The organism is Methylorubrum rhodesianum, from assembly GCF_014199985.1.
GTDB lineage: Bacteria > Pseudomonadota > Alphaproteobacteria > Rhizobiales > Beijerinckiaceae > Methylobacterium > Methylobacterium rhodesianum.
The window spans coordinates 117,538-141,222 of sequence record NZ_JACHOS010000001.1 but is presented as its reverse complement, the minus strand read 5'-3'; the positions used below and the strand labels follow the sequence as shown (position 1 = coordinate 141,222).

Sequence of the window (23,685 nt, the reverse complement as noted above, 5' to 3'; positions counted from 1 at the left end):
CACGCGCCGCCTCGGGCGCAGGCTTAAGGGTCGGCCTCCACGGCGGGCTTTGATGTGGCTCAAACCCTCGGGCTCAGACGGCCGTCGGCGGCTCGGGCTCGCTGGCGAAATGCTTCGAGAGCTTGAGGCCTTGCGCCTGATAGTTCGATCCGGCGCCCGAACCGTAGAGGGTCGCCGGCCGCTCCAGCATGCGCTCGTAGACGAGGCGGCCGACGATCTGGCCATCTTCCAGCAGGAACGGGACGTCGCGGGAACGCACTTCGAGAACCGCGCGGGCACCGGCACCGCCCGCCTCGCTGAGGCCGAAGCCGGGATCGAAGAAGCCCGCGTAGTGAACGCGGAACTCGCCGACGAGGGGATCGAACGGCACCATCTCCGCCGCGTGGTCCGCCGGCACCCGCACCGCCTCCTTCGAGGCCAGGATGTAGAACTGGCCGGGATCGAGGATCAGCGTGCGGCTGCCGTCGGCCGGAAGCGGCTCCCAGAAGTCGCGGGTCCGGTGCCCGCGGGGACGGTCCACGTCGATCAGACCGGTATGGCGCTTGGCCCGGTAGCCGATCAGGCCGTCGAAACCCGAGAGATCGACCGAGACCGGCACGCCGCCCTGGAGCGAGGGCGTGACCGCGTCGATCAGCGGTTCGCTGGCGTGGAGTGCGGCGAGTTCGGCCTCCCGCAGACGCGGGTCCCCCTGGCGGAAGCGGATCTGCGACAGGCGGGAGCCGGTCCGCACCCGCACTGGGAAGGTCCGCGGCGAGATCTCGGCGTAGAGCGGGCCGGCATAGCCCGCCTCGATCTGATCGAAGGCGCTCGCCCGATCGGTGATGACGCGAGTGAACACGTCGATACGCCCGGTCGAGCTCTTCGGATTGGCGCTGGCGCTGAGGCCGCGGGGGAGCGCAAGGGCCTCCTGCAACTCGGCGATGTAGACGCAGCCCGTCTCCAGAACCGCCCCCTTGGTCAGGTCGATCTCGTGCAGCGCGAAGGCTTCGACGCAGGCCGCCACCGAGCGCCCACTGCCGGGCAGGAAGCTCGTGCGCACCCGGTAGGCGCGGGTGCCGAGCCGCAGGTCGAGGCTCGCGGGCTGAATTTGGTCGGAGGCATAGGTGGTCGCCGGACGGATCGCCCCAGCCTCCGTCAGCCCCGTGATGGCCTGCGCCGGCAGGATGCCGGATGCTGCCGGCACGTCTCCGCTCATCGTCCCGTCCCCTCGCCTCTCTTGTTCGCCTCGGCCTTCTTGGTCGCCTCGGCTTTCTTGGCCTCGGCCGCCGCGCGCTCCGCCGCCTCGATCGCGACCACCATCCGCGCCAGCGCCAGCCGGGCACAGGCTCCCATCGCGACGAGTCCGGCCAGCGCGCTCGCGAGCAGCGGGAACAGCTCGGGCCGCAGGCCCGCGGCCACGGCCACCACCGCGGCACCGATCCAAGTCGCGTTCCCGAGCATCAGCATCGGCGACGGCAAGCCGCGGAACTCGGTCTCGACGCCCGTCCGCTGCCGCACCGCCCGCGCTACGATCCGCGCCGCGGCGTCGAGGCCGAGCGCCAGGACCAGCGCGAGCGCCGGCCAGCGGTTCTGATCCGGATGGCCGTAGGCGAAGAACAGGGCGAGGCCGAGCGTCAGGACGGTGCCGAGCGCCGTGCCGACCGTGAACGGCGCGCGTTCAGGCCGCGCGGTCTGCAACGCGCCCTGCCAGCCTTCCCGGTGCGACGCGTTCGGCACGTGGTCTCCGGCCTCCGCCCACCGTAGGATACCGTGATTGACGAGGTTTCTGGCGCCACGTACCACGGCGCGTCGCAGATGTCGCGATGCGGCCTGCGCGCCGTCCACGGAGATGCTTTCACGCGATGTACAAGGCCGAGACGCGCGGCATCACGGTGACGGTGGAGCCCCGATTTGTCGAGGAGGAGTCCTCGCCGGGGGAGAGCCGCTACTTCTTCGCCTACACTGTCGAGATCGTGAATAACGGGAGCGAGCAGGTGCAGCTCCGCTCGCGCCACTGGCGGATCATCGACGGGCGCGGCGCCTGCCAGGAGGTGCGCGGCGCGGGCGTCGTCGGCAAGCAGCCGGTGCTCGAGCCGGGCGAGTCGTTCAGCTACACCAGCGGCTGTCCCCTCACTACGCCCGACGGCCTGATGGCCGGCAGCTACACGATGTCGACGATCGGCGGCGAGAGCTTCGAGGCGGAGATCCCGGCCTTCTCGCTGGACTCGCCCCACATGCGCCGCGTGGTCCATTGACGGCGCCGGTGGGCGGCACGCGCTACACGCCGCTGCAGCTTCTCGAGCGGCTCGTCGCATTCGATACCGAGAGTTCGAAATCGAACCTCGCCCTGATCGACTTCGTGGCCGGACACCTCGACGACTGGGGCGTACCGCACGTCCGGGTGCCGAACGCGAGCGGGGACAAGGCCGCGCTGTTCGCCACCCTCGGGCCGATGATCGACGGCGGCGTCGTTCTCTCCGGCCATACCGACGTGGTGCCGGTGACAGGCCAGGCCTGGACCAGCGATCCGTTCTCCCTCCGCGTTGCCGACGGCCGCGCCTTCGGGCGGGGCGCCGTCGACATGAAGGGGTTCGACGCCCTCGCGCTCGCCCTGGTGCCGGCGGCCCTGGAAGTCGGGCTGACCCGGCCGATCCACATCCTGCTGTCGTACGATGAGGAGACCACCTGCCTCGGCGTTGCCGACACCATTGCCCGCTTCGGCGCGGACCTGCCGCGGCCCGGAGCCGTGATCGTCGGCGAGCCGACCGGAATGCAGGTGGCGGACGCGCACAAGAGCGTCGTTACCTACAACACCTCCGTGCACGGACACGCGGCGCATTCGGCCAAGCCGATGCTCGGCGCCAATGCGGTGATGGCGGCGGCCGACCTGATCGCGGAACTGAACCGCATCGCCGATGCCATGGTCGCCCGCGGCGACGCCTCCGGCCGGTTCGACCCGCCCAACACCACGGTCCATGTCGGTGTGATCGAGGGCGGCACCGCGCGCAACATCCTGCCGAAGCTCTGCACCTTTCTCTGGGAGTTCCGCGGGCTACCGGACCTCGACATGGGCGAGATTCCCGCCCTGTTCGAAGGGGCCTGCGAGCGGGTAATCCGGGAACGGCTCAACCGCTACGGTGATTACGGGCGCATCGAGACAGTGGAGGAGGTGTCGGTGCCGGGGCTCGCGCCCGATCCAGGTTCGGAGGCCGAGCGGCTGGCTCTTCGGCTGGCCGGCCGGAACAACACGATCACCGTGCCCTACGCCACCGAGGCCGGGCGCTTCCAGCGCGCGGGGTTTCCGACCGTCGTGTGCGGTCCCGGCTCGATCGATCAGGCGCACCAGCCGGACGAGTTCATCTCCCTCGACGAGCTCGCCCGAGGCGAGGCCTTCATGCGCCGGCTGGTCGCGGCCTGCACAAACTGACACCGATGCGATGATCGTCCGCCCTCGTCCCGGCCTTCTGACGATCCTGTTCGCCATGCGCGGCTCGATCCTGCCGAAGGTTGCGCCGCAGGTGATCGTGATCGCCGCGCTGTCCTTCCTCGTGGTGGCGGTCGAGCAGCGCCACGCCGAGTGGTTTCCCGTCACCGCCGGCATCGGCCCCTTCACCCTGGTCGGCCTCGCGCTGTCGATCTTCCTGAGCTTCCGCAACGGTGCCTGCTACGACCGCTGGTGGGAGGCGCGACGGGCCTGGGGCAGCCTGATCGTCGAGATGCGCGGCCTCGCCCGGCTGCTGCCGGCCGTCCTGCCCGAGCCCGAGCACGAGGCCTTGCGCCGCCGCGCCCTGCGCCGGGCGGCCGGCTTCGCCCACGCCCTGCACGCCCGCCTGCGCGGGCTCGACGAGGCGCAGGCGCTGGCGCCCTGGTTGCCGCCCGAGGACGTCTCCGGACTCGACAAGAGGCCGAGCGGTGCCGACGCGGCGCTGACGGGTCTGACGCGGGATCTCGCCGAGGCGACCAAAACCGGCGCGCTCAGCGACATTCTGTTCGCCAGCCTGGAGCACAAGGTCGCCAGCCTGTCGGCGATCCAGGCCACCTGCGAGCGGATTCACGGAACACCGCTGCCCTTCGCGTACACGCTGCTGCTCTACCGCACCGCCTGGCTCTACTGCCTGCTGCTGCCGTTCGGACTCGCGGGCTCCCTCGGCTGGTCGACCCCGATCATCGCCGCGCTCGTGGCCTACGCGTTCTTCGGACTCGATGCGCTCGGCGACGAACTGGAGGAACCCTTCGGCACGGACGCCAACGACCTGCCCCTCGACGCCCTACTGCACACCGCCGATGCGGCGATCCTCGATGCGCTCGGCGAGACCGGGCGCGAACCGCCGAAAGCCGATCGGTTCATGCTGCGATAGGGGCGAGCCGCGATCCGCCGCATCACCCCAATGGCGCGATGAGTGGACCGCGGGAGGATCGATGGCCCCGCCGGGGACGGCCGCATCGCGACCTCATCCGAGAAGCTGCCGCAGCAGCCCGGCCGCCGTCACACCGACCACGACCGTCGCCAGCAGCGGCAGCCGTGTGGCCGCTGCGAGCGTGACCGCCAGGGCGATCAGGTCCGCCGGCCGATCCGAGACGAAGGCGGGAGCGATCACGGCGATCAGCACGCAGCCGGGCGCAGCGTCGAGCACCGCGGTCGTGCGGGCGCTCAAGGTGCGGTCGCGCAGGACGACGTAGCCGAGGACGCGCGTCAGGTAGGTGACCAGAGCCATCAGGGTGATGGTCAGCAGCGTGGTGGTCTGGATCATCCCCGCCTCCCCGCCTGCAGGAAGGACCAGGCCAAGCCGGAGAGTGCGCCGGCGGCGACGTGCCAAGCTCCTCCCGGCACGAGCAGGTGCACGGCAGCAGCGGCCACGAGGCTGACGAGCCACGGAGCGGCCGCCCTGGCGCCCTTCCACATACCTCGCAGCAGCACGAGGAAGACGGCCGGGAAGGCCATGTCGAACCCGTAGACGGTCACATCGCCGATCGTCGGCCCGAGGAGCGCGCCCAGCGCCGTGAAGCTGATCCAAGTCAGGTAGAGCCCGGCGGAGACGCCGAGATAGTAGGGCAGACTGAAGCCGGCCGCGCTCCGCTTGGCGTCGGCCAGTCCCATGGCCCAACTCTCGTCGCACATGAAGAACAGGGCGGGGAAGGCTTGGCGCTTGGGCAGGTCGCGCAGGTGCGGCACGAGCGCGGCCCCCATCAGCAGATGACGGCTGTTCACCAGAAACGTCATCGCCGCGATCAGCAGGGCGTGCGGCGGCGAGGTCCATAACTCCACGGCAGCAAACTCAGAGCCGCCCCCGAAATTCAGGCCGGTCATCACCGGCACCTCGACGGGGCTGAGCCCCTTCCGGGCCGCCTGTGCTCCCAGCACGAGAGCGAACGGCACGAATCCGATCATCACCGGCAGCGCGGCCGTCATGCCGCGCAGGAGTTCAGAGCCGCGTCCTGCCTCAGCATCTGCGGTGATGCTCACGTCCAAGCCTGCCATGGCTGCCTCCTTGTCGAGGCGTTATGCGCCAGCGCAGCCAGCAGTTGGTTGCGTTCTGTCGCGACCGAAGCACCAATGGCGCAATGGCATTGCAGGAAAGCGGCGATCGAAGGCATACGGTGCCAATGGAACTCGACGCCATCGACCGGCGCATCCTCCGCGCCCTACAGCGGGACGGCAGGCTGCAGAATGTGGATCTGGCCCAGGAGGTAGGGCTCTCCCCGTCCCCCTGCCTCCGGCGTGTCCGGCGGTTGGAAGAGGCGGGTGTGATCGAGCGCTATGCCGCGATGCTCGATGCCGCGAAGATCGGCTTCGGCATGACGATCTTCGCGCGGGTCTGGCTCACGGGACAGGATCAGGACACGGTCAGCGCGTTCGTCACCGCGATCCGAGCACTTCCCCAAGTCGCCGAGTGCTACCTGATGGCGGGCGACTGCGATTTCCTGATCCGCGTTCTGGTGCGAGACCTCGACGCATACCGGCGCTTTCAGGTCGAGCACCTCGCCCGGATCCCGGGCGTGCGCAGCATCAAGACCGACATCTCGATGCAGACGGTCAAGCCGTCGGGCGCACTCCCCATACAACCCTGACCTCTCTCGATCAGGACGAAGGACGCGCCTCCCCTCGGCTCACGCCAGCAGACAGGTCCGTGCGAACGTCAGGGCTCACGGGCAGGACCGGGCCTGTCCTGATCCTCCATATCCGGCGCGACCTGCCCGAAATTGAGCACCGAGACCAGTGTCACGCCGCCGACCACGTTGCCGAGCAGCGTCGGCACGAAGAACCCGGTCGCATATTTCGCGAAGTCGATCTCGCCGGTGGCGACGAGGTAGAAGGCGTCGACCGAGCCGGCGACGATATGGGCAAGGCCGCACATCGAGACGAGCCACGTCATCAGGATGATGATGAAGGGCGCCGCCGAACCCGTGGCCGGCAGGATCCACACCATCAGCGCGATCAGCCAGCCCGCGAACACGGCCTTGATCACCGTGGTCCAGAACGGGTCCTCGATGGTGTGGCGGCTGATCTCGGCGAAGGCCTCCCGCACCTCCGGCTTGAACGCATCGGTGTGGGCCAGCACCGAGGCGATGACGATGGTCGCCAGGACGTTGGCCACGAGCACGATGCTCCACAGCCGGATCACCCGGAGCAGCGCGCCTAATGTCCGTTCGGTCAGGAGTGGGAGGATCGGCGTGACGGTGTTCTCGGTGAAGAGCTGCTGGCGTCCGAGCACGACGATGAGGAAGCCGATCGAATAGCCGATGCTGAGGACGAGCTCGGCCCAGGGTTCGTGCGGCAGATGGGCCTTCAGTACACCGGGCACGATCAGGGAAAAGCCCATGGTGAGCCCGGCGGCAAACCCCGAGAGCGAGAGCGCCAGCGCCGTGCGCTGCATCTCCTCCTCGCCCTCGCGCCGGATGATCTCGTGCAGGATCAGTGCATCCGGGCGATGGGCCTTCTCGACCTGGGCGTCATCCTTCTCGCGCGTATGTGCCCCGTGGGTCTTGGCTTCGCCGTGCACGCGCGCTTCCTCAGACATGCGGATCTCGGGCGTCGTCCCGTCGCAGCTGAACGTACGGCACCGCTTGCGCGCTCCCTGCGTGCGGAAAAATTCCGAGCCTCGTCAGACGCTGAAACCGGCGATCATCCTGATGAGTTCGGCCTGGTTGCGGGTCCCCGATTTCCGGTAGACGCGGTTCAGGTGCGTCTTCACGGTCGAGCGCGCGACCCCGAGCGCCGCGGCGATGGCGTCGAGACCGTTCAGGCGCAAGGTCGCCTCGACCACGCGGATCTCGCTGGCAGTGAGGTTGTGCCGTCGCGCGAGCGCCTCCAACGGGCTGACGACGGGCGGCGACGGCAATCGCACGAAAATGGCCGCAATTGCGCTCCGCGGCTCGCCCGCGCGGCCGAGGCGGTCGTCGGAGAGCGGCAGGACGGTTGCCGTCCAGCCGTCCTCCGTTTCGTCCGAGAGCGGAATCGCATGGTTGGAGGCAGGGATCCCCTCGCCTCCGCCGATGGCGCGGAGATGGTCGAAGATGGCTCGGTCGGCCAGGGTCGAGGTCGCCCTCAAGCGCCCGCCGACGTCGCGAAGCAGGCGCCCCTCCTCGATCATGTTCCGACCACGCCCGTTGGCGAGGACGAGGCGCCCGGTCTCGGCGACGAGGAACACACCGGCCTCGACATGGTCGAGCGCCCCGGTCAGGACGGCCTCGCGGCGACGGCCGCGCACGAACAGGCGCCCGATCGCGACGGACCGTAGGAGGTGGGGGGCGATCAGGGCGATTCTGTACCGGGCCGCCTGCTCGATCGGCCTCCTCTGCCACTGGATCGTCATGAAGGCGGCGCGGGTAGCGTCCTTCTCCAGGACGACACCGAGAGAATCGGTCATCCCCTGCGGCGCGAGCCATTCCCGGTGGAAGCGCGTCCGCTCCATCTCCGCCGCCGGCACCATGTCGCTGGCGGACAAGACAGCTCCCACAGGCTGGAAGGCGAAAGCGGGAAAGAGCGGATTCAGAGCCGCATAGTGATCCTCGTAGAGCTTACTGTAATAGGGATCGTCGTTGAACCTGAACAATGTATCGACATCCGGTTTGAGCGCATCGTGCCAATACAACAGCGCCTGATCGCCTCCGACGAACAGGCAGATGCTTTTGATGGTGTCGGGCCAATGCTTGGGATCGACAGCCGCGTCGTAGATCCGAGCGATCACGGCTGACAGGGCCACGGGATCCGGGTCGTTCAAGGTCACCTCCGAGAGGCCGAACGGCAACTCGCGTCGGCTGTGGCCGAATTACAACTACGACTCCGTGCCGCTCCGCGTCCACCCCAGGGTGGACGCCCCTCCTCAAATCCTTCCGCAAGTTGCGGGCCTCGTGATCGGCAAACGCACGACCGGTGCCAGCGACCGATCGCATCGATCGGGGGGCATGGCATGGTCGATCACGTCTTCGGGTCTGAGGCGGCGTACGGCCCGCTTGCCGCCGGGACGTCCGGCCCTGCTCCGACGGGCGCGTCCACGCGCATCGGAGAATCGGCACCGGCAGGCGGCCGTCGCCGGTCCCGCCCGCCCGAGCACGGGCGCTCCCGGCTGCACAAGCGAGGCAGATGAGATGGCGATCACGCGCGCTTCGACGGATTTCGAGGGAAATCAGGCTGACAGAGGGAATGGCACCCCCTCCCTCTCGGGCGACGGCACCCTCGTCGCCTTCTCCAGCAACGCCACCAACCTCCGGGTTCCGAGCGGAGTCTCGGGCGTCGTCGTCAAGAACTTGGTGAGCGGCGAGTTCGTACTGGCTTCGAGTGACACCCGCGGGGTGTCCTTGGCCGGGAACTCTTTCGCTCCGTCGCTGGCCGCAGACGGCAGCGCCGTAGCCTTTGGGACCAACGGAAGCGAGATCACCGACAACCTGAACATCCAAATCGCGATCAAGAATCTGTCGAACGGCGACATCTCCGTCGTCTCGGCCGCCGCCGACGGCACCCAGGGCAACGGCAACAGCGGTGCCAACCCCTCGATCTCGGGCGACGGGCGCCTGGTCGCCTTCTCGAGCCTCGCCACGAACCTCGTCGCGAACGACACGAACGCGACCCTCGACATCTTCGTCAAGAACGTCGCGACCGGCGCGATCACCCGCGCCTCGACCGCCGCCGACGGCACGCAGGGCAACGGCGGCAGCAACGTCGCCTCCCTGTCGACCGACGGCAGCCGCGTCGCCTTTCAGAGTGACGCCAGCAACCTCGTGGCCGGCGACACCAACGGCACCTCCGACATCTTCGTCAAGAACCTGACCACCGGCGCCATCGTCAACGCGTCCGCCAGCGCGAACGGCGCCCAGGGCAACGGCGCCAGCACCAGCGCCTCGCTGTCGCGCGACGGCACTCTCGTGGCGTTCACCAGCGACGCCAGCAACCTCGTGGCCGGCGACACCAACGGCCGGGCCGACGTCTTCGTCAAGAACCTGACGACGGGGGCCATCACCCGCGTCTCCGCCGGAACCGACGGCACCCAGGGCAACGCCGAGTCCGGAAACGCCCGGATCTCGGCCGACGGCACGAAGGTCACGTTCACCAGCCGCGCCGGAAACCTCGTGCCCGGCGACACCAACATCGTCTCCGACGTGTTCGTGAAGGATCTGACCACCGGCACGCTCACCCGCGTCTCCGTCTCCGCCGCCGGCACGCAGGCCAACCGCGCCAGCGATGGCAGCGGCCCGAGCCTGTCAGCTGACGGCAGCCGCGTCGCCTTCGCGAGCGGCGCCAGCAACCTCGTGCCCGGCGACACCAACAACGTCAGCGACGTATTCGTGTCCGACGTGATCTGCTTCGCCACCGGCATCCGCATCCGCACCGACCGCGGCGAGATCGCGGTCGAGGATCTGCGCGTCGGCGATCGCGCGGTCACGGTCGGGGGAAAGCAGCGCCCGATCCGCTGGATCGGCTCCCGCAGCCTCGACGGCCGCGGCTCCGCCCTGCCCTTCGCCCAGCAGCCGGTCCGCATCCGCGCCGGCGCCTTCGGCGACGGCCTGCCGGTCCGCGACCTCCTGCTCTCCCCGGGCCACCCGGTGCTGGTCGGCGACCACCTCGTGCCGGTGATGAGCCTCGTGAACGGCACCAGCCTCGCCCGGATGCCGGTCGAGGCGGTGACCTACTGGCACGTCGAGCTGGATGCCCACGACATCCTGCTCGCCGAAGGATTGCCGGCGGAGAGCTACCTCGATCTCGGCTCAAAGCCCTGGTTCGCCGGATCCGATGCGCCGCTGCACGACCCCGAGTTCGCCGCCACGAACGCACCCGGCCGCTGCCGTCCGGTGGCTTTGAACGGTCCGGTCGTTGAGGCCGAGCGGCGCCGGCTCGACGCGGTGTTCGCGACCGCGCTCGCGAGAGCCTGCGCCTGGGGCGAGGCCGGCCCTCCCTGGATCACCGCCTGAACCGGGCGCCCGCCACCACCCCGAACGATCCGCAACGCCCTGATCCGGCCTGCGCCGACCCCTCGCCGACGAGGCAGATCCGATGGCCATCACCCGCGCTTCGACCAATCCCGACGGATCCCAGAGCGACGGCTCGGCCAGCGGGGCGTCGATCTCCGGCGACGGCACTCTCGTCGCCTTCCAGAGCCAGGCGAACGACCTCGTCGCCCCGGCCGCGGCGCCGCTGACCCTCGGCGTCTACGTCAAGAACCTGACCACGGGCGCGGTGACCCGGGCCTCGGCCCTGGGCGACGCCACGCCGATCGACAGCTTCAACGTCGCGCCCTCGCTGGCCACGGACGGCAGCGCCGTGGCGTTCCGGAGCAACCTCGGCATCGCCGGCGGATCGGCCCAGGCCGTCGTCAAGACCCTGGGAAGCGGCGCGTTCACCATCGCGTCGGCCGCCGCCGACGGCACCCGCGGGAACCAGGACACCTCGGACGTGTCGCTGTCGGGCGACGGCCGGACGGTCGCGTTCGCGACCCGCAGCACGAATCTCGCGCCGAACGACACGAACGGCAGTTCCGACGTCTTCGTCAGGGACCTGACCACCGGCACGCTCACCCGCGCCTCGACTGCCGCCGACGGCAGCCAGGCCGATGCCGGCAGCGTCCTCGCGTCGATGTCGGTCGACGGCCGCCACGTCGCATTTCAGAGCGACGCCACCAACCTCGTGGCCGGCGACACCAACGGCGTCACCGACGTCTACGTCAAGAACCTGACCACCGGCGCGATCACCAGGGCCTCGACCGCCGCCGACGGCAGCCAGGGCAACGGCGTCAGCACCGGCGCCTCGCTCTCGCGCGACGGCAACCTCGTCGCCTTCGTCAGCCGCGCCGACAACCTCGTGGCGGGCGACACCAACCTCAGCGCCGACGTGTTCGTGAAGAACCTGACCACGGGCGCCGTCACCCGCGTCTCCGCCGCCAGCGACGGCACCCAGAGCAGCGGCGATGCCACCGGCATCGCCCGGATCTCCGCCGACGGAACCAAAGTCGCGTTCACCAGCTTCGCCGACAACCTCGTACCCGGCGACACCAACCTGTCGACCGACGTGTTCGTGAAGGACCTGACCACCGGCGCGCTCACCCGCGTTTCCACCGCCGCCGACGGCACCCAGAGCAACGGCGCCAACTTCGTCAGCCCCACCCTGTCGGCCGACGGCAGCCGCGTCGCTTTCGACAGCCGCGCCAGCAACCTCGTGCCCAACGACACCAACAGCGTCGACGACGTGTTCGTCGCCGACACGGTGATCTGCTTCGCCACCGGCACCCGCATCCGCACCGCCCGCGGCGAGGTCGCGGTCGAGGACCTGCGCGTCGGCGATCAGGCGGTCACGGTCGGGGGAAAGCAGCGCCCGATCCGCTGGATCGGCTCCCGCAACCTCGACGGCTGCGGCGCCGCCCTGCCCTTCGCCCAGCAGCCGGTCCGCATCCGCGCCGGCGCCTTCGGCGACGGCCTGCCCGTGCGCGACCTGTTCCTGTCGCCCGGCCATCCGGTGCTGGTCGGCGGCCACCTCGTGCCGGTGATGAGCCTCGTCAACGGCACCAGCCTCGCCCGGATGCCGGCGACGGCGGTGACGTACTGGCACGTCGAGTTGGACGCCCACGACATCCTGCTCGCCGAAGGGTTGCCGGCGGAAAGCTACCTCGATCTCGGTTCGCGGCCGTGGTTCGCGGGATCCGATGCGCCGCTGCACGACCCCGAGTTCGCCGCCACGAACGCACCCGGCCGCTGCCGTCCGCTGGCGGTGGAGGGGCCGGTGGTCGAGGCCGAGCGGCGCCGGCTCAACGATCTGTTCGCGGCCGTGCTCGCGGGCGCCTGCGCCTGGGGCGAGGCCGGCCCTCCCTGGATCACCGCCTGAACCGGGCGCCCACCTACCACCCCGAACGATCCGCAGCGCCCTGATCCGGCCTGCGCCGACCCCTCGCCGACGAGGCAGACCCGATGGCCATCACACGCGCTTCAACGGACTTCGAGGGAAATCAGGCCAATGCCGAGAGCGGCAGCCCCTCCCTCTCGGGCGACGGCAACCTTGTCGCCTTCAGCAGCAACGCCACCAATCTCGGCACGCCGACCGGCGTGGGCGGCGTCTTCGTCAAGAACCTGACCACCGGCGAGATCGTCAGGGCGTCGAGCACCACTTTAGAAAGACCTTTTACCGGCAGCGTCAACTTTGGCCCGTCGCTCGCAACGGACGGCAGCGCCGTGGCCTTCGCGACCAACAGCTCGGAGATCGTCAACAACACGAGCAACAATCAGATCGTGGTCAAGAGCCTGACCACCGGCGATGCGGTGATCGTCTCGTCCGCCGCCGACGGCACCGAGGGCAATGACAACGCGAACGGCTATTCCGCGATCTCGGGCGACGGGAAGCTGGTCGCCCTCTCCAGCGGAGCCACCAACCTCGTCGCGAACGATACGAACGCGGCCTACGACGTCTTCGTCAAGAACGTCGCGACCGGCGCGATCCTCCGCGCCTCGACCGCCGCCGACGGCACCCAGGCCAACGGCACCAGCACCCTTCCGACCATCTCCGGCGACGGGCGCACCGTCGCATTCACCAGTTCCGCCAGCAATCTCGTGGCGGGCGACACCAACGGGGCAGACGACGTCTTCGTCAAGAACCTGACCACAGGCGCGATCACTCGCGTCTCGACCGCCGCCGACGGCACCCAGGGCAACAGCGCTAGCGGCCTCTTCACCTCGCTGTCGCGCGACGGCAAGCTCGTCGCGTTCAGCAGCAGCGCCACCAACCTCGTGGCGGGCGACACCAACGGGGTCGACGATATCTTCGTCAAGAACCTGACGACGGGGGCCATCACCCGCGTCTCCACCGCCACGGACGGCACCCAGGGCAATGTCGGTTCGTTAGCCCCGGTGATCTCGGCCGACGGGACGAAGGTCAGTTTCTCGAGCCGCGCCAGCAACCTCGTGCCCGGCGACACCAACATCTCCAACGACCTCTTCGTCAAGGATCTGATCACCGGGGAACTCACCCGGGTCTCCGTCAATGCCTCCGGCACGCAGGGCAATGCCGCCAGTAACGCTGGCTCCTTGTCGGCCGACGGCAGCCGCATCGCCTTCCAGAGCAACGCCAGCAACCTCGTGCCCGGCGACACCAACAATGCCGGCGACGTGTTCGTCGCTGCCACGGTGGTCTGCTTTTCCACCGGCACCCGCATCCGCACCGACCGCGGCGAGATCGCAGTCGAGGATCTGCGCGTCGGCGATCGCGCGGTCACGGTCGGGGGCGAGCAGCGCCCGATCCGCTGGATCGGCTCCCGCAGCCTCGACGGCCGCGGCTCCGCCCTGCCCTTTGCCCAGCAGCCGGTCCGCATCCGCGCCGGCGCCTTCGGCGACGGCCTGCCGGTCCGCGACCTCCTGCTCTCCCCGGGCCACCCGGTGCTGGTCGGCGACCACCTCGTGCCGGTGATGAGCCTCGTGAACGGCACCAGCCTCGCCCGGATGCCGGTCGAGGCGGTGACCTACTGGCACGTCGAGCTGGATGCCCACGACATCCTGCTCGCCGAAGGATTGCCGGCGGAGAGCTACCTCGATCTCGGCTCGCGGCCCTGGTTCGCCGGATCCGATGCGCCGCTGCACGACCCCGAGTTCGCCGCCACGAACGCACCCGGCCGCTGCCGTCCGCTGGCTTTGAACGGTCCGGTCGTCGAGGCCGAGCGGCGGCGTCTCGACGCGGTGTTCGCGGCCGCGCTCGCGAGAGCCTGCGCCTGGGCCGAGGCCGGCCTGCCCTGGATCATCGCCTGAGAGCCGGGCACCCGCCCGCCTCCGTCCCGCTCGCAGCGCCCTGACCCGGCCTGCACCAGCTCCTCGCAGACGAGACCGACTCGATGGCCATCACCCGCGCTTCGACGACTACCGACGGAACTCAAGGCAACGGACGCAGTAGCGACGCCTCCCTCTCGGGCGACGGCACCCTCGTCGCCTTCGACACCTCGGCGACCAACCTCGGCATCACGCCCGATGCGAGCGGGACTTCGAGCGTCTTCCTCAAGAACCTGACCACCGGCGCGCTCACCCGCGTGTCGACCGACAGCGACGGCAACCCGCTGTCGGAGCAGAGCTTCGCACCTTCGCTGACGCCGGACGGCAGCGCCGTTGCGTTCGTGACCGGCGCACCGGAGCTGATCGAGTCGGGCCGTCCGCGTCAGATCGTGGTCAAGAGCCTCGAGACCGGCGAGGTTCGCGTCGCATCGAGCGCCGCCGACGGAAGCCTGGCGAACGCGGACGTCACGACCCCTTCGCTATCGGAGGACGGCCGCACAGTCGCGTTCGGGAGCGCGGCCTCGAACCTCGTGGCGAACGACACGAACCAGAGCTTCGACGTCTTCGTCAAGAACCTGGATACCGGCGCGATCACCCGCGCCTCGACCGCCGCCAACGGAACTCAGGCCAATGACATCAGCATTTCCTTCTCGCTGGCCGCGGACGGGCGCAGCGTCGCCTTCCACAGCGGCGCCACCAACCTCGTGGCGGGCGACACCAACGGTCGCGCCGACGTTTTCATCAAGAACCTGACGACCGGCGCCGTCACCAACGCCTCGACCGCCGCCGACGGCAGCCTGGGCAACGGCGACAGCTTCAACGCAACGCAGTCGCGCGACGGCAATCTCGTCGCCTTCCTCAGCAACGCCGACAACCTCGTGGTCGGCGACACCAACGGCCGCACCGACGTGTTCGTGAAGGACCTGACCACGGGCGCCATCACCCGCGTCTCCACCGCCACCGACGGCACCCAGGGCAACGCCGAGGCCACCGGCATCCCGAAAATCTCGGCCGACGGCACCAAAGTCGCGTTCACAAGTCGCGCCATCAACCTCGTGCCCGGCGACACCAATCTCGCCACCGACACCTTCGTCAAGGACCTGACCACGGGAGCGCTCACCCGCGTCTCCAGTGCTGCCGACGGCACGCAGGGCAACGGCCCCAGCAACGGCAGTCGCCTTGGCCTGTCGGCGGACGGCAGCCGCGTCGCCTTCGACAGCAACGCCACCAACCTCGTGCCGGGCGACACCAACATCGCCCGCGACGTGTTCGTCTCCGACGTGATCTGCTTCGCCAGCGGCACGCGTATTCGCACCGAGCGCGGCGAGGTCGCGGTCGAGGATCTGCGCGTCGGTGACCAAGCGCTCACCGTCGCCGGCGGCTCCCGCCCGATCCGCTGGATCGGCTCCCGCAGCCTCGACGATCACGGCCGTGCCCTGCCCCACAATCAGCAGCCGATCCGCATCCGCACCGGCGCGTTCGGCGACGGCCTTCCCGCGCGCGACCTCTTCCTCTCCCCCGGACACCCGGTGCTGGTCGGGGTAGAGGCCGACGGTTCCGGCGGCCTCCTCGTGCCGGTGATGTGCCTCGTCAACGGCATCAGCGTCGCCCGGATACCGGTCGAGTCCATCACCTACTGGCACGTCGAACTCGATGCCCACGACATCCTGTTCGCGGAGGGTTTAGGCGCCGAGAGCTACCTCGATCTCGGCTCACGGCCGTGGTTCGCCGGCTCCGATGAGCCCCTGCACGACCCTGACGGCATGGCGGCGGACTCCGCCGCCCGCTGTCGTCCGGTCTTAGTGGAGGGACCTGTGGTCGAGGCCGAGCGGCGCCGGCTCGATGCCGTGTTCTCGGCCGAGCTCGTGCAGTCCTGCGCCTGGACGGGAGCGTCCGCCTCTCCGACGATCTGACCGGCTCCGCCGGCCGGGACGTCGTGGCGGCGCCCCAGCCGCCGACCCAGATCCGAACCCGCCGTCAGGTTCGCAGCCCGGACAGCAGGTCCTCCACCGCCGCCCGCGCCGCCGCGACCGCCTCAGCGTCGCGCCCGCGCACCACGATGCGGTTGCGAAACCCCTCGGGCGTCATCGATGGGTAGGAGCCGATTGAGACGCTTCCATGCGCTGCGGCGATCTCGGAGAGGCCGTCGGCGAAGTTGCCCTCGGGGATCGCACCGACCTCGATCGTCTCCGAGATCACCGGCGCGTTCGAGGTGAGGGTCGGGCGGATCTCGTCGAGCATCGCCGCCATGATCTGCGGCACGCCGGCCATGACGAAGACGTTGCCGATGCGAAAGCCCGGCGCCTTCGACACGGGATTGGCGATCAGGTCGGCCCCGTCGGGGATGCGGGCCATGCGCAGCCGCGCGGCGTTGAGGTCTTCCGGCCGGTGCCGCTCCAGCAACATGGCGCGGGCGCGCGGATCGACATCGATGCCAACGCCGAAGGCTTCCGCCACGCTGTCGGCGGTGATGTCGTCGTGGGTCGGGCCGATGCCGCCGGAGGTGAAGAGGTAGGTGTAGCGCGTCCGCAGCGCGTTCACCGCGGCGACGATCTCCTCCTTCACATCGGGCACGATGCGCACCTCGCGCAGGTCCACGCCGATCTCGGTCAGCATGTCGGCGATGGTGCCGATGTTCTTGTCCTTGGTGCGGCCCGAGAGAATCTCGTCGCCGATGACGAGGACGGCGGCGGTGACGTCGGAACTCTGAGAGCTGGAACTCTGGGACATGGAGCCTCGGGGGCAGGGAAACGGGTGGAAGCTAGGGCGCGGATGCGCGAAAGCGAAAGCCCGTTCCACTCCTCGACGGCCGCGATGCGTTTTCCCGTTCCCCTGATCGAAGGCCGCCTCGTGCGGCGCTACAAGCGCTTCCTCGCCGACGTCACGCTTGCCGACGGCACGATGGTCACGGCGCATTGCGCCAATCCCGGTGCAATGCTGGGGCTCAACGCGGAGGGCTTCCGCGTGCTGGTCTCGCCCTCGACCAATCCGACGCGAAAGCTCGGCTTCTCGTGGGAACTGGTGGAGGCGGAGTTGCCGGGCGGCCTGCAATGGGTTGGCATCAACACGGCCCGGCCCAATGCGCTGGTCGCGGAGGCGTTTCGCGAGAACCGGCTCGCACCGCTCGCGGGCTACGAAACGCTCCGGCCGGAGGTCGCCTACGGCAAGGCGAGCCGCGTCGATTTTCTCGCGAGCGGCGGCGGCCTGCCGCCCTGTCACGTCGAGGTGAAGAATTGCCACCTGATGCGGCGGCCGGGGCTCGCCGAATTTCCCGACTGCAAGGCCGCCCGCTCGGCCCGTCACATGGAGGAGCTGGCCGGTGTCGTGGCCGCGGGCGGCCGGGCGATGCTGATCGTGGTGATCCAGATGCGAGCGGAGGCGTTCGACGTCGCTCGCGACATCGACCCGGCCTTCGACCGGGCCCTCCGGGCGGCGCTGGCGGCCGGCGTCGAGGCCTACGCCTATACCTGCGCGGTGGGGCCGGAGGGCGTGGAAATTGCGGAACCGGTACCGATCCTGACGTCAGCAGCGGGCTCGCTTCGGCAGAATGACGTCAAAATGTTCAAGGGTGGATGTTAGTCGCTCCAAATTCCTAGTCGTGGTGGACCTCTCAGGAACGATCAAAGCGCCACCGTTGGCCATGTGGATGAGCAGGCGGGGACCCAGTTTTTCGATCGACCGGATCATGTGCCATTTGTAGAGAGCATGCCCGTGCTTCGATCTGGCGTCAATGCCTTGGTCAGTATACTATAAATAGGCACCACCGCGATATCTAACCATTATCAACAAAGGGCGAAATATAGATATCTCCACCACAATGAGCACCAGAACAGCGGTCAGGACGCTGAAATAATCACTCAATCCAACCACAAACAAGGTTATGACCATCACGAATGTAATTGATAAAAAGATTCTCCTCGCTACTACCTCGTGACCGAACTTTTCGACGAATACGCCGGCTGCTACGTCAGCCTTACTGAGCTGAAACGGCCCAATGACATCGAAACCGGGCGGATCTTTGCTCAGTGTCGGCACGAAGTGATTCGCTTCCGTCCTCTCGATGAGAACAGATCTAGCAAGCCAGAAACAAAGCACAATGCCCCGAGTGGGGTCAGCTCATTTGTCGAACTTGACCCTAATGCCGCTCGAACATCAGGTTGAGCCGGGTGCGGGCGATCTGGCGGTAGCCGTATTTGAGGAGCAGGCTCGGCAGGTCGATCTGCCACTGATCGGCACCGTTCTCGATGATGAGCAGCGACGGCAGGAGCGAAGCCGGCGCGTCCCGCAGGAACGGCTCCAGGATCAGATCCTCGGCGCCCTCGACATCGAGCTTGATCGCATCAATCCGCTCGATCCCCTCCGAGCGGCAGAGATCCACCAGCGTCACCGCCGGCACGCGCACGGTGGCGTTCTTGTGCGTGCCGACGATCTTCACACTCGATTCGCCGCGATTGCGCGGATCGATGAAGAGGGTCAGTTCGCCCGCCTTGTCGGCGACGGCGCAGGCGATGGCCTTGACCGTGCCGAACGGGTTCTGACCGATGTTGAAGGTCAGCCGGTCGAACACGTCCGGCTGCGGCTCCACCGCGAGGATGCGGGCGCGCGGCCCGGTGAAGGCCGCCACGAACAGCGCGTAGGCGCCGATATTGGCGCCTATGTCGAGGAACACCGCATCCTCGGCGAGGCGCTGCCGCAGGAGCGCGCGCTCCTGCGGGTCGAAGAACTGCGGGGTGAAGAGCACCTTCTTCTCGCAGTTGTTGTTGTAGGGGTGCAGCCGCATCCGCGCGCCGTAGCGCTCGACGTCGAGCGGTCGCCCGCGCAGCATCGAGATGGCGAGCCGGCGCAGGAACATCGCCATCCGGCGGGCGCGCCAGGATTGCTCGGGAAGCTTCTGAGTCCGGTCCGCGATCCGCGCGACGAGGCCGGTCGGGGCGTAGGTGCCGTAGGGCGAGGTATCCGTCATCGTGCCGGGGTGATGCCAGCCCGAAGGGGCGGCGGCAAGCCGGGCTCATCAGCGGGGCTCAAAAGTCGGGGGTGCCGGGGGCGCCCGGCAGCAAATTCCGCCGGTTGTCGCAGGAAGCGTTCACCCGGCCTTTGACAACGGGCTCGCTGCACCCGAAGACACGCCCATGCAGAGCTTCGATTCCGACGGCGTGCAGATCGCCTTTATCGACGTGCCGGCCAAGGAAGGGGCTTCGGGCGGCGGTGACCCAATCCTCCTGATTCACGGCTTCGCTTCAAACCACGCCGTGAACTGGGTCAATACGCTCTGGGTCCGGTATCTCACCGAGGCCGGCTACCGGGTCATCGCTCTCGACAACCGCGGCCACGGCCAGAGCGAGAAGCTCTACGATCCCGGCGCCTACACCTCCGATCAGATGGCGGGCGACGCGGTGCGGCTGCTGCGCCATCTCGGCATCGCCCGTGCGGACGTGATGGGCTACTCCATGGGCGCGCGCATCGCTGCGCATATGGCGCTCGATCATCCGACGGAGGTCCGCTCGCTGCTGATCGGCGGCCTCGGCTTCAACCTCGTGGACGGGCGCGGCCTGCCGCAGGGCATCGCCGAGGCGCTGGAAGCGCCCGCCGGCACGCCCGCGCCGAACCCGACGGCGGCGACCTTCCGCACCTTCGCCGAGCAGACCAAGAGCGACCTGCGCGCCCTCGCCGCCTGCATCCGCGCCTCGCGCCAGACGCTGTCGCGGGCCGAACTCTCGGCCATCGATACGCCGACGCTGATCTCGGTCGGCACGCTCGACACGGTGGCGGGCTCCGGGCCGGAACTGGCCAAGCTGATGCCGAACGCCCGCGCCCTCGACCTGCCGAACCGCGACCATTCCACGGCGGTCGGCGACCGGCTGCACCGCCAAGGCGTGCTGGAATTCCTGGCGCAGCGGCCCTAGCCGCGCGGCGTCCCCAGCGCGCCTGCCCGCAGCGGCGCGGACGGGTCGTCCTGGCCTATCAGTGGTAGATCGTTTGGCGGACTGCCGCCGGAACCCGATCCGCGCCAAAGCTCTGGGCGGGCTTCGGGAATCGGTCATGTTTGGTCGGACTTCGCAGATTGCGGGGAGCGGCGCCGTTCGCTCGCTCGTGGCGGACGCCTTCGCCACGGCGCTCATCCTCCTCGCGATCCTTCTGCTGGTATTCGGCGGTGCGGCTACGGCACGGCCGAAGCTGACCTATGCCGGGGGGAAGGTCGTCGCCCTCAGCAATCTCTCCTCGGACGAAGGCTGCCTGCCGGCCAAGCTGACGGGCCGGATCGCGAAGCGGGAGTTCGGCCGCGACGGCCTCTATCTTCAATCCGTCGTCATCGAGGAGCCGTCCGGTCAGCGAAGCTTCATCAACGTCGAGGACGGCTACCGAACCCTCGACGCCGCCACCAACGGCACGGTCAAGCAATCTCTCGAAACGATCCTGACCGTCGGCCGAAAGGTGTCGCTTCGCGTACTCGCCTGTGGGGCGGCGGCACGGATGCTGACCCTCGACGCGGTACGGCCGCTCTGAGCGAAGCGGCGAGACTCTTATACGCTCGCAGCCGCGAGCCACCCCGGCACCCATCGCGCCGGGCGCGGCGCCCGCGCGAGATCGAACCGCGCCGCCTCGACCGGCGCCGGTGCACCGCCGATCTCGGGACGGACCTGGTAGTCGAAGCGGGGCAGGATGCGGCCCTGCGCATCGAGCGCGAGGTGGATTTCGAACCAGAAGCCGAGATCGGGATCGGATCGCTGCTGCTCGTCACGCAGGGCACGCAGGAGCGGCTCGACCTGGGCGGCTTCCGGGACCGGTTGAGGCCCGGCGCGATAAACCTGCACCTCGCAGAGGGTCCCGACTAGTGCGGCCCTCAGGCGGGTCCGATCCCACGGAGTCCTGCCGGGAGGACGGTGGGCGGCCAGGGCGCGCCCGATCTCGATGAGGATCGGATGCCCGACCCAGTAGCCCTCGCGCTCCTGCATCCAGGCCTCCATCCGTGCCGCGAAAGCCGTCGAGGCGCACTCCTCGCTCGCCAACTCGTTCAGGCGTTCCGCCCCGATCCGCGCCCCGAGCCATTCCGCGAGCGCGTCACGGGCGTCTTCGTCCGCGACCGGCACCAGTTCGCCTCCATCACCGTCGTCTTCCTCGTCCTCTTCGTCGTCCTCGTCAGCCGCGAGGTCGCTCCAACCTGAATCCGAGAACGCGTTGCGGGCGAGCTTGGCCAGGAAGCCTTCGAGTGAGCCCGCGAGAATCGCGGCCTCGCCCTCGGAACCGAGACCGACGATGGGGCTCGCCGCCGTCGGCATGCCGTCCGGGTGCCAGAAGCCGACGAGCGAACCGTCGGGCAGGTAGAGGAAGAGCGAGAATTCCCGGCGCAGGGTGCCGCCGTCGACGACCGGCGCCTCGTCACTCAGCGTTCCCTCGAGCCGGAAGCAGCCCAGGCTGCCCCAGGGGCGCCCCTCGAGCCAATCCGCGAAGTCGAGGAGGAGCGCGGGCGGCTCGTGCCCGGGCGGAAAGGCCGCCGCGAGGCTGTCGCGCCTGACGATGTAGGGATCCCGCGCCATCTGCCCACCTTCGATCGGATCAGCTCTTCAGCCGGTACCCCGTACGGAAGATGTAGGTCACGAGACCGAGGCACAGCGCGAGGAAGGCGAGCGTCGCGGCGATGCTGATGCCGACCGCCACGTCACCCTTGCCGAAGAAGGCCCATCGGAAGCCGCTCACGAGGTAGACCACCGGGTTGAACAGGCTCACCGCCCGCCAGAACGGCGGCAGCATGTCGATGGAGTAGAAGCTGCCACCGAGGAAGGTCAGCGGCGTGACGATAAGGAGCGGCACCAGCTGAAGCTTCTCGAACCCGTCGGCCCACAGCCCGATCACGAAGCCGAACAGGCTGAAGGTGATGGCCGTCAGCAGCAGGAAGAACACCATCCAGAACGGGTGCTCGATATGCAGCGGAACGAACAGGGCGGCGGTGGCGAGGATGGTGAGGCCGATCACGATCGCCTTCGTCGCCGCCGCGCCGACATAGCCGAGCACGACCTCGAAGGGCGAGATCGGGGCCGACAGGATCTCGTAGATCGTGCCGGCGAAGCGCGGGAAGTAGATGCCGAAAGAGGCGTTCGACACGCTCTGCGTCAGCAGTGAGAGCATCATCAGCCCCGGCACGATGAAAAGGCCGTAGGGCACCCCGTCCACCGTCTGCACCCGTGAACCGATCGCGGCCCCGAACACCACGAAGTAGAGCGAGGTGGAGATCACCGGTGCGACGATGCTCTGCAGGGCCGTGCGCCAGAAACGGGCCATCTCGAAGCGGTAGATGGCGAGGATCGCTGGGACGTTCAGCATGGACACGGTCCTCACGCGCGCTCGCGGACGAGATCGACGAAGATGTCTTCGAGCGAGCTCTGGCTGGTATCGAGATCGGTGAAGGCGATGCCGGCATCGGCCAGCTCGCCGAGCAGGCCGGTGATGCCGGTGCGCTGGCGCCGCGTGTCGTAGGTGTAGACGAGGGTGCGTCCGTCCTCGCCGATCTGGAGATCGTGGCGCGCGAGGTTTTTGGGCAGGACCGAGACCGCCTCGCGCAGATGCAGGATCAGCTGCTTCTTGCCGAGCTTGCGCATCAGCTCGACCTTGTCCTCCACGAGGATGATCTCCCCCTTGCGGATCACCCCCACCCGGTCGGCCATCTCCTCGGCCTCCTCGATGTAGTGGGTGGTGAGGATCACCGTGACGCCCTGATCGCGCAGGCGGCGCACGAGGCGCCACATGTCCTGGCGCAGCTCCACGTCGACGCCTGCCGTCGGCTCGTCGAGGAACAGCACCTGCGGCTCGTGCGCGAGCGCCTTGGCGATCAGCACCCGGCGCTTCATGCCGCCGGAAAGCTGCATGATGCGGCTCTCGCGCTTGTCGTAGAGGGAGAGATCCCGCAGCACTCGCTCGATATGGGCCGGGTTCTTGGCGAGCCCGAACAGGCCGCGGCTAAAGCTCACGGTGTCCCACACCTTCTCGAAGGCGTCGGTGGTGAGTTCCTGCGGCACCAGCCCGATCAGCCGCCGCGCGGCGCGATACTGGCCGAGGATGTCGTGGCCGCCGACGCGGATCTCGCCGGTACTCGGCGTCACGATCCCGCAGACGATGTTGATGAGGGTCGACTTGCCGGCGCCGTTGGGCCCGAGCAGCGCAAAGATTTCGCCTTTGGCGATGTCGAGGTTTACGTCGCGCAGAGCGTGCAACCCCGAGGCGTAGACCTTCGACAGGTTCGCGATCGAGACGATCGGTGGCATCGGGGCTCAGGGCTGGCGGATGGGGCGCGCCCTATAGCACGGCGATCGAAGCGGTGAACCCTGCGTTTGCCGGTTACATTTCGCACCGATTTCGTCGGGTTTCGCGCGCGGTCCGCGGAACCGGGCCTTGGTCCGAGGTTTGTCGAAGTGTTCTCCTGCGACAAAACATCCCTGAACCCGACCTGCCCTCGAAATGAAGGCGGGTCGTTTTTTG

Annotated in this window: 24 protein-coding genes; 11 read left to right on the top strand and 13 right to left on the bottom strand. The window is 68.6% G+C overall.

What is annotated here, in order from left to right; all coding sequences use genetic code 11:
- Positions 1–73: 73 nt before the first annotated feature.
- Positions 74–1,195 carry a 2'-deoxycytidine 5'-triphosphate deaminase gene (locus tag HNR01_RS00645; protein ID WP_183666008.1) on the bottom strand — a complete coding sequence of 374 codons (1,122 nt, stop codon included), beginning with the start codon at positions 1,193–1,195 and terminating at the stop codon, positions 74–76.
- Positions 1,192–1,716 (bottom strand): hypothetical protein, encoded by a 525-nt coding sequence (locus HNR01_RS00640; RefSeq protein WP_183666006.1) that lies wholly within the window; start codon positions 1,714–1,716, stop codon positions 1,192–1,194. The genes HNR01_RS00645 and HNR01_RS00640 overlap by 4 nt, the downstream gene beginning before the upstream one ends.
- A gap of 125 nt (positions 1,717–1,841) precedes the next feature.
- Between HNR01_RS00640 and apaG the strand changes: the two genes are divergently transcribed.
- From apaG to HNR01_RS00625, 3 genes are read left to right on the top strand one after another with little or no spacing between them, the layout of a single operon-like run.
- Positions 1,842–2,234, top strand: coding sequence for a Co2+/Mg2+ efflux facilitator ApaG/CorD (gene apaG / locus HNR01_RS00635; RefSeq protein ID WP_017482710.1), 393 nt, complete (start codon positions 1,842–1,844; stop codon positions 2,232–2,234).
- The gene (gene argE, locus HNR01_RS00630; RefSeq protein WP_183666004.1) at positions 2,231–3,406 is read left to right on the top strand and encodes an acetylornithine deacetylase; all 1,176 of its coding nucleotides are present in this window, start codon (positions 2,231–2,233) and stop codon (positions 3,404–3,406) included. Before apaG ends, argE begins: the two co-directional genes overlap by 4 nt.
- A 10-nt stretch (positions 3,407–3,416) precedes the next feature.
- Positions 3,417–4,337, top strand: coding sequence for a bestrophin family protein (locus HNR01_RS00625; RefSeq protein ID WP_183666002.1), 921 nt, complete (start codon positions 3,417–3,419; stop codon positions 4,335–4,337).
- Between the two features lie 93 nt (positions 4,338–4,430).
- Here the strand turns inward: HNR01_RS00625 and HNR01_RS00620 are convergent, their stop codons facing one another.
- Complete coding sequence (locus tag HNR01_RS00620) at positions 4,431–4,730, bottom strand: branched-chain amino acid transport AzlD family protein (protein ID WP_017482707.1); 300 nt, start codon at positions 4,728–4,730, stop codon at positions 4,431–4,433.
- Complete coding sequence (locus HNR01_RS00615) at positions 4,727–5,458, bottom strand: AzlC family ABC transporter permease (protein WP_183666000.1); 732 nt, start codon at positions 5,456–5,458, stop codon at positions 4,727–4,729. The genes HNR01_RS00620 and HNR01_RS00615 overlap by 4 nt, the downstream gene beginning before the upstream one ends.
- Before the next feature lie 125 nt (positions 5,459–5,583).
- Between HNR01_RS00615 and HNR01_RS00610 the strand changes: the two genes are divergently transcribed.
- The gene (locus HNR01_RS00610) at positions 5,584–6,048 is read left to right on the top strand and encodes an Lrp/AsnC family transcriptional regulator (RefSeq protein WP_017482705.1); all 465 of its coding nucleotides are present in this window, start codon (positions 5,584–5,586) and stop codon (positions 6,046–6,048) included.
- 68 nt (positions 6,049–6,116) lie between these two features.
- Here HNR01_RS00610 and HNR01_RS00605 read toward each other — a convergent pair whose 3' ends face one another.
- Together HNR01_RS00605 and HNR01_RS00600 are read right to left on the bottom strand one after the other, a co-directional pair.
- A complete protein-coding gene (locus HNR01_RS00605) occupies positions 6,117–6,998 on the bottom strand; it encodes a formate/nitrite transporter family protein (protein WP_183665998.1) in 882 nt (293 codons plus the stop codon).
- Positions 6,999–7,082: 84 nt separating this feature from the next.
- Entirely contained in the window at positions 7,083–8,183 is a 1,101-nt protein-coding gene (locus HNR01_RS00600) for a helix-turn-helix transcriptional regulator (protein ID WP_183665996.1), read from the bottom strand.
- Positions 8,184–8,568: 385 nt separating this feature from the next.
- On the opposite strand from HNR01_RS00600, the gene HNR01_RS27345 reads away from it, so the two are divergent.
- The 4 genes from HNR01_RS27345 (at position 8,569) to HNR01_RS00580 (ending at position 16,127) form a co-directional block, all read left to right on the top strand.
- A complete protein-coding gene (locus HNR01_RS27345) occupies positions 8,569–10,386 on the top strand; it encodes a Hint domain-containing protein (protein ID WP_198580560.1) in 1,818 nt (605 codons plus the stop codon).
- Between the two features lie 82 nt (positions 10,387–10,468).
- Positions 10,469–12,289, top strand: coding sequence for a Hint domain-containing protein (locus HNR01_RS27415; protein ID WP_246417343.1), 1,821 nt, complete (start codon positions 10,469–10,471; stop codon positions 12,287–12,289).
- Positions 12,290–12,372: 83 nt separating this feature from the next.
- Entirely contained in the window at positions 12,373–14,196 is a 1,824-nt protein-coding gene (locus HNR01_RS00585) for a Hint domain-containing protein (protein WP_183665994.1), read from the top strand.
- 83 nt (positions 14,197–14,279) lie between these two features.
- Positions 14,280–16,127: a Hint domain-containing protein gene (locus HNR01_RS00580; RefSeq protein WP_183665992.1), complete on the top strand. Its 1,848-nt coding sequence runs from the start codon at positions 14,280–14,282 to the stop codon at positions 16,125–16,127.
- A gap of 64 nt (positions 16,128–16,191) precedes the next feature.
- Here the strand turns inward: HNR01_RS00580 and HNR01_RS00575 are convergent, their stop codons facing one another.
- Positions 16,192–16,944 carry a competence/damage-inducible protein A gene (locus HNR01_RS00575; protein WP_183665990.1) on the bottom strand — a complete coding sequence of 251 codons (753 nt, stop codon included), beginning with the start codon at positions 16,942–16,944 and terminating at the stop codon, positions 16,192–16,194.
- 84 nt (positions 16,945–17,028) lie between these two features.
- Between HNR01_RS00575 and sfsA the strand changes: the two genes are divergently transcribed.
- Positions 17,029–17,793: a DNA/RNA nuclease SfsA gene (sfsA, locus tag HNR01_RS00570; protein ID WP_183666379.1), complete on the top strand. Its 765-nt coding sequence runs from the start codon at positions 17,029–17,031 to the stop codon at positions 17,791–17,793.
- Here sfsA and HNR01_RS28275 read toward each other — a convergent pair.
- The 3 genes from HNR01_RS28275 to HNR01_RS00560 form a co-directional block, all read right to left on the bottom strand.
- Entirely contained in the window at positions 17,737–17,946 is a 210-nt protein-coding gene (locus HNR01_RS28275) for a hypothetical protein (protein WP_488168552.1), read from the bottom strand. The genes sfsA and HNR01_RS28275 overlap by 57 nt on opposite strands.
- Positions 17,947–17,961: 15 nt before the next feature.
- Complete coding sequence (locus tag HNR01_RS00565) at positions 17,962–18,249, bottom strand: hypothetical protein (protein ID WP_183665988.1); 288 nt, start codon at positions 18,247–18,249, stop codon at positions 17,962–17,964.
- 100 nt (positions 18,250–18,349) lie between these two features.
- Positions 18,350–19,177: an FkbM family methyltransferase gene (locus HNR01_RS00560; RefSeq protein ID WP_017482700.1), complete on the bottom strand. Its 828-nt coding sequence runs from the start codon at positions 19,175–19,177 to the stop codon at positions 18,350–18,352.
- A gap of 166 nt (positions 19,178–19,343) precedes the next feature.
- Here HNR01_RS00560 and HNR01_RS00555 point away from each other — a divergent pair, with 166 nt between their 5' ends.
- Both HNR01_RS00555 and HNR01_RS00550 read left to right on the top strand, forming a co-directional pair.
- Positions 19,344–20,117 (top strand): alpha/beta fold hydrolase, encoded by a 774-nt coding sequence (locus HNR01_RS00555; protein WP_017482699.1) that lies wholly within the window; start codon positions 19,344–19,346, stop codon positions 20,115–20,117.
- A gap of 136 nt (positions 20,118–20,253) precedes the next feature.
- Positions 20,254–20,718: a hypothetical protein gene (locus tag HNR01_RS00550; protein WP_183665986.1), complete on the top strand. Its 465-nt coding sequence runs from the start codon at positions 20,254–20,256 to the stop codon at positions 20,716–20,718.
- A 17-nt stretch (positions 20,719–20,735) separates the two neighbouring features.
- On the opposite strand, the gene HNR01_RS00545 is transcribed toward HNR01_RS00550, so the two are convergent.
- The 3 genes from HNR01_RS00545 to HNR01_RS00535 are packed head-to-tail and all read right to left on the bottom strand — an operon-like array spanning position 20,736 to position 23,471.
- Positions 20,736–21,749: a hypothetical protein gene (locus tag HNR01_RS00545; RefSeq protein ID WP_183665984.1), complete on the bottom strand. Its 1,014-nt coding sequence runs from the start codon at positions 21,747–21,749 to the stop codon at positions 20,736–20,738.
- A gap of 19 nt (positions 21,750–21,768) precedes the next feature.
- Positions 21,769–22,533 carry an ABC transporter permease gene (locus HNR01_RS00540; RefSeq protein ID WP_017482696.1) on the bottom strand — a complete coding sequence of 255 codons (765 nt, stop codon included), beginning with the start codon at positions 22,531–22,533 and terminating at the stop codon, positions 21,769–21,771.
- 11 nt (positions 22,534–22,544) lie between these two features.
- Positions 22,545–23,471, bottom strand: a complete 927-nt coding sequence (locus HNR01_RS00535) for an ABC transporter ATP-binding protein (protein WP_183665982.1) — start codon at positions 23,469–23,471, stop codon at positions 22,545–22,547.
- Between the last annotated feature and the right edge of the window lie 214 nt (positions 23,472–23,685).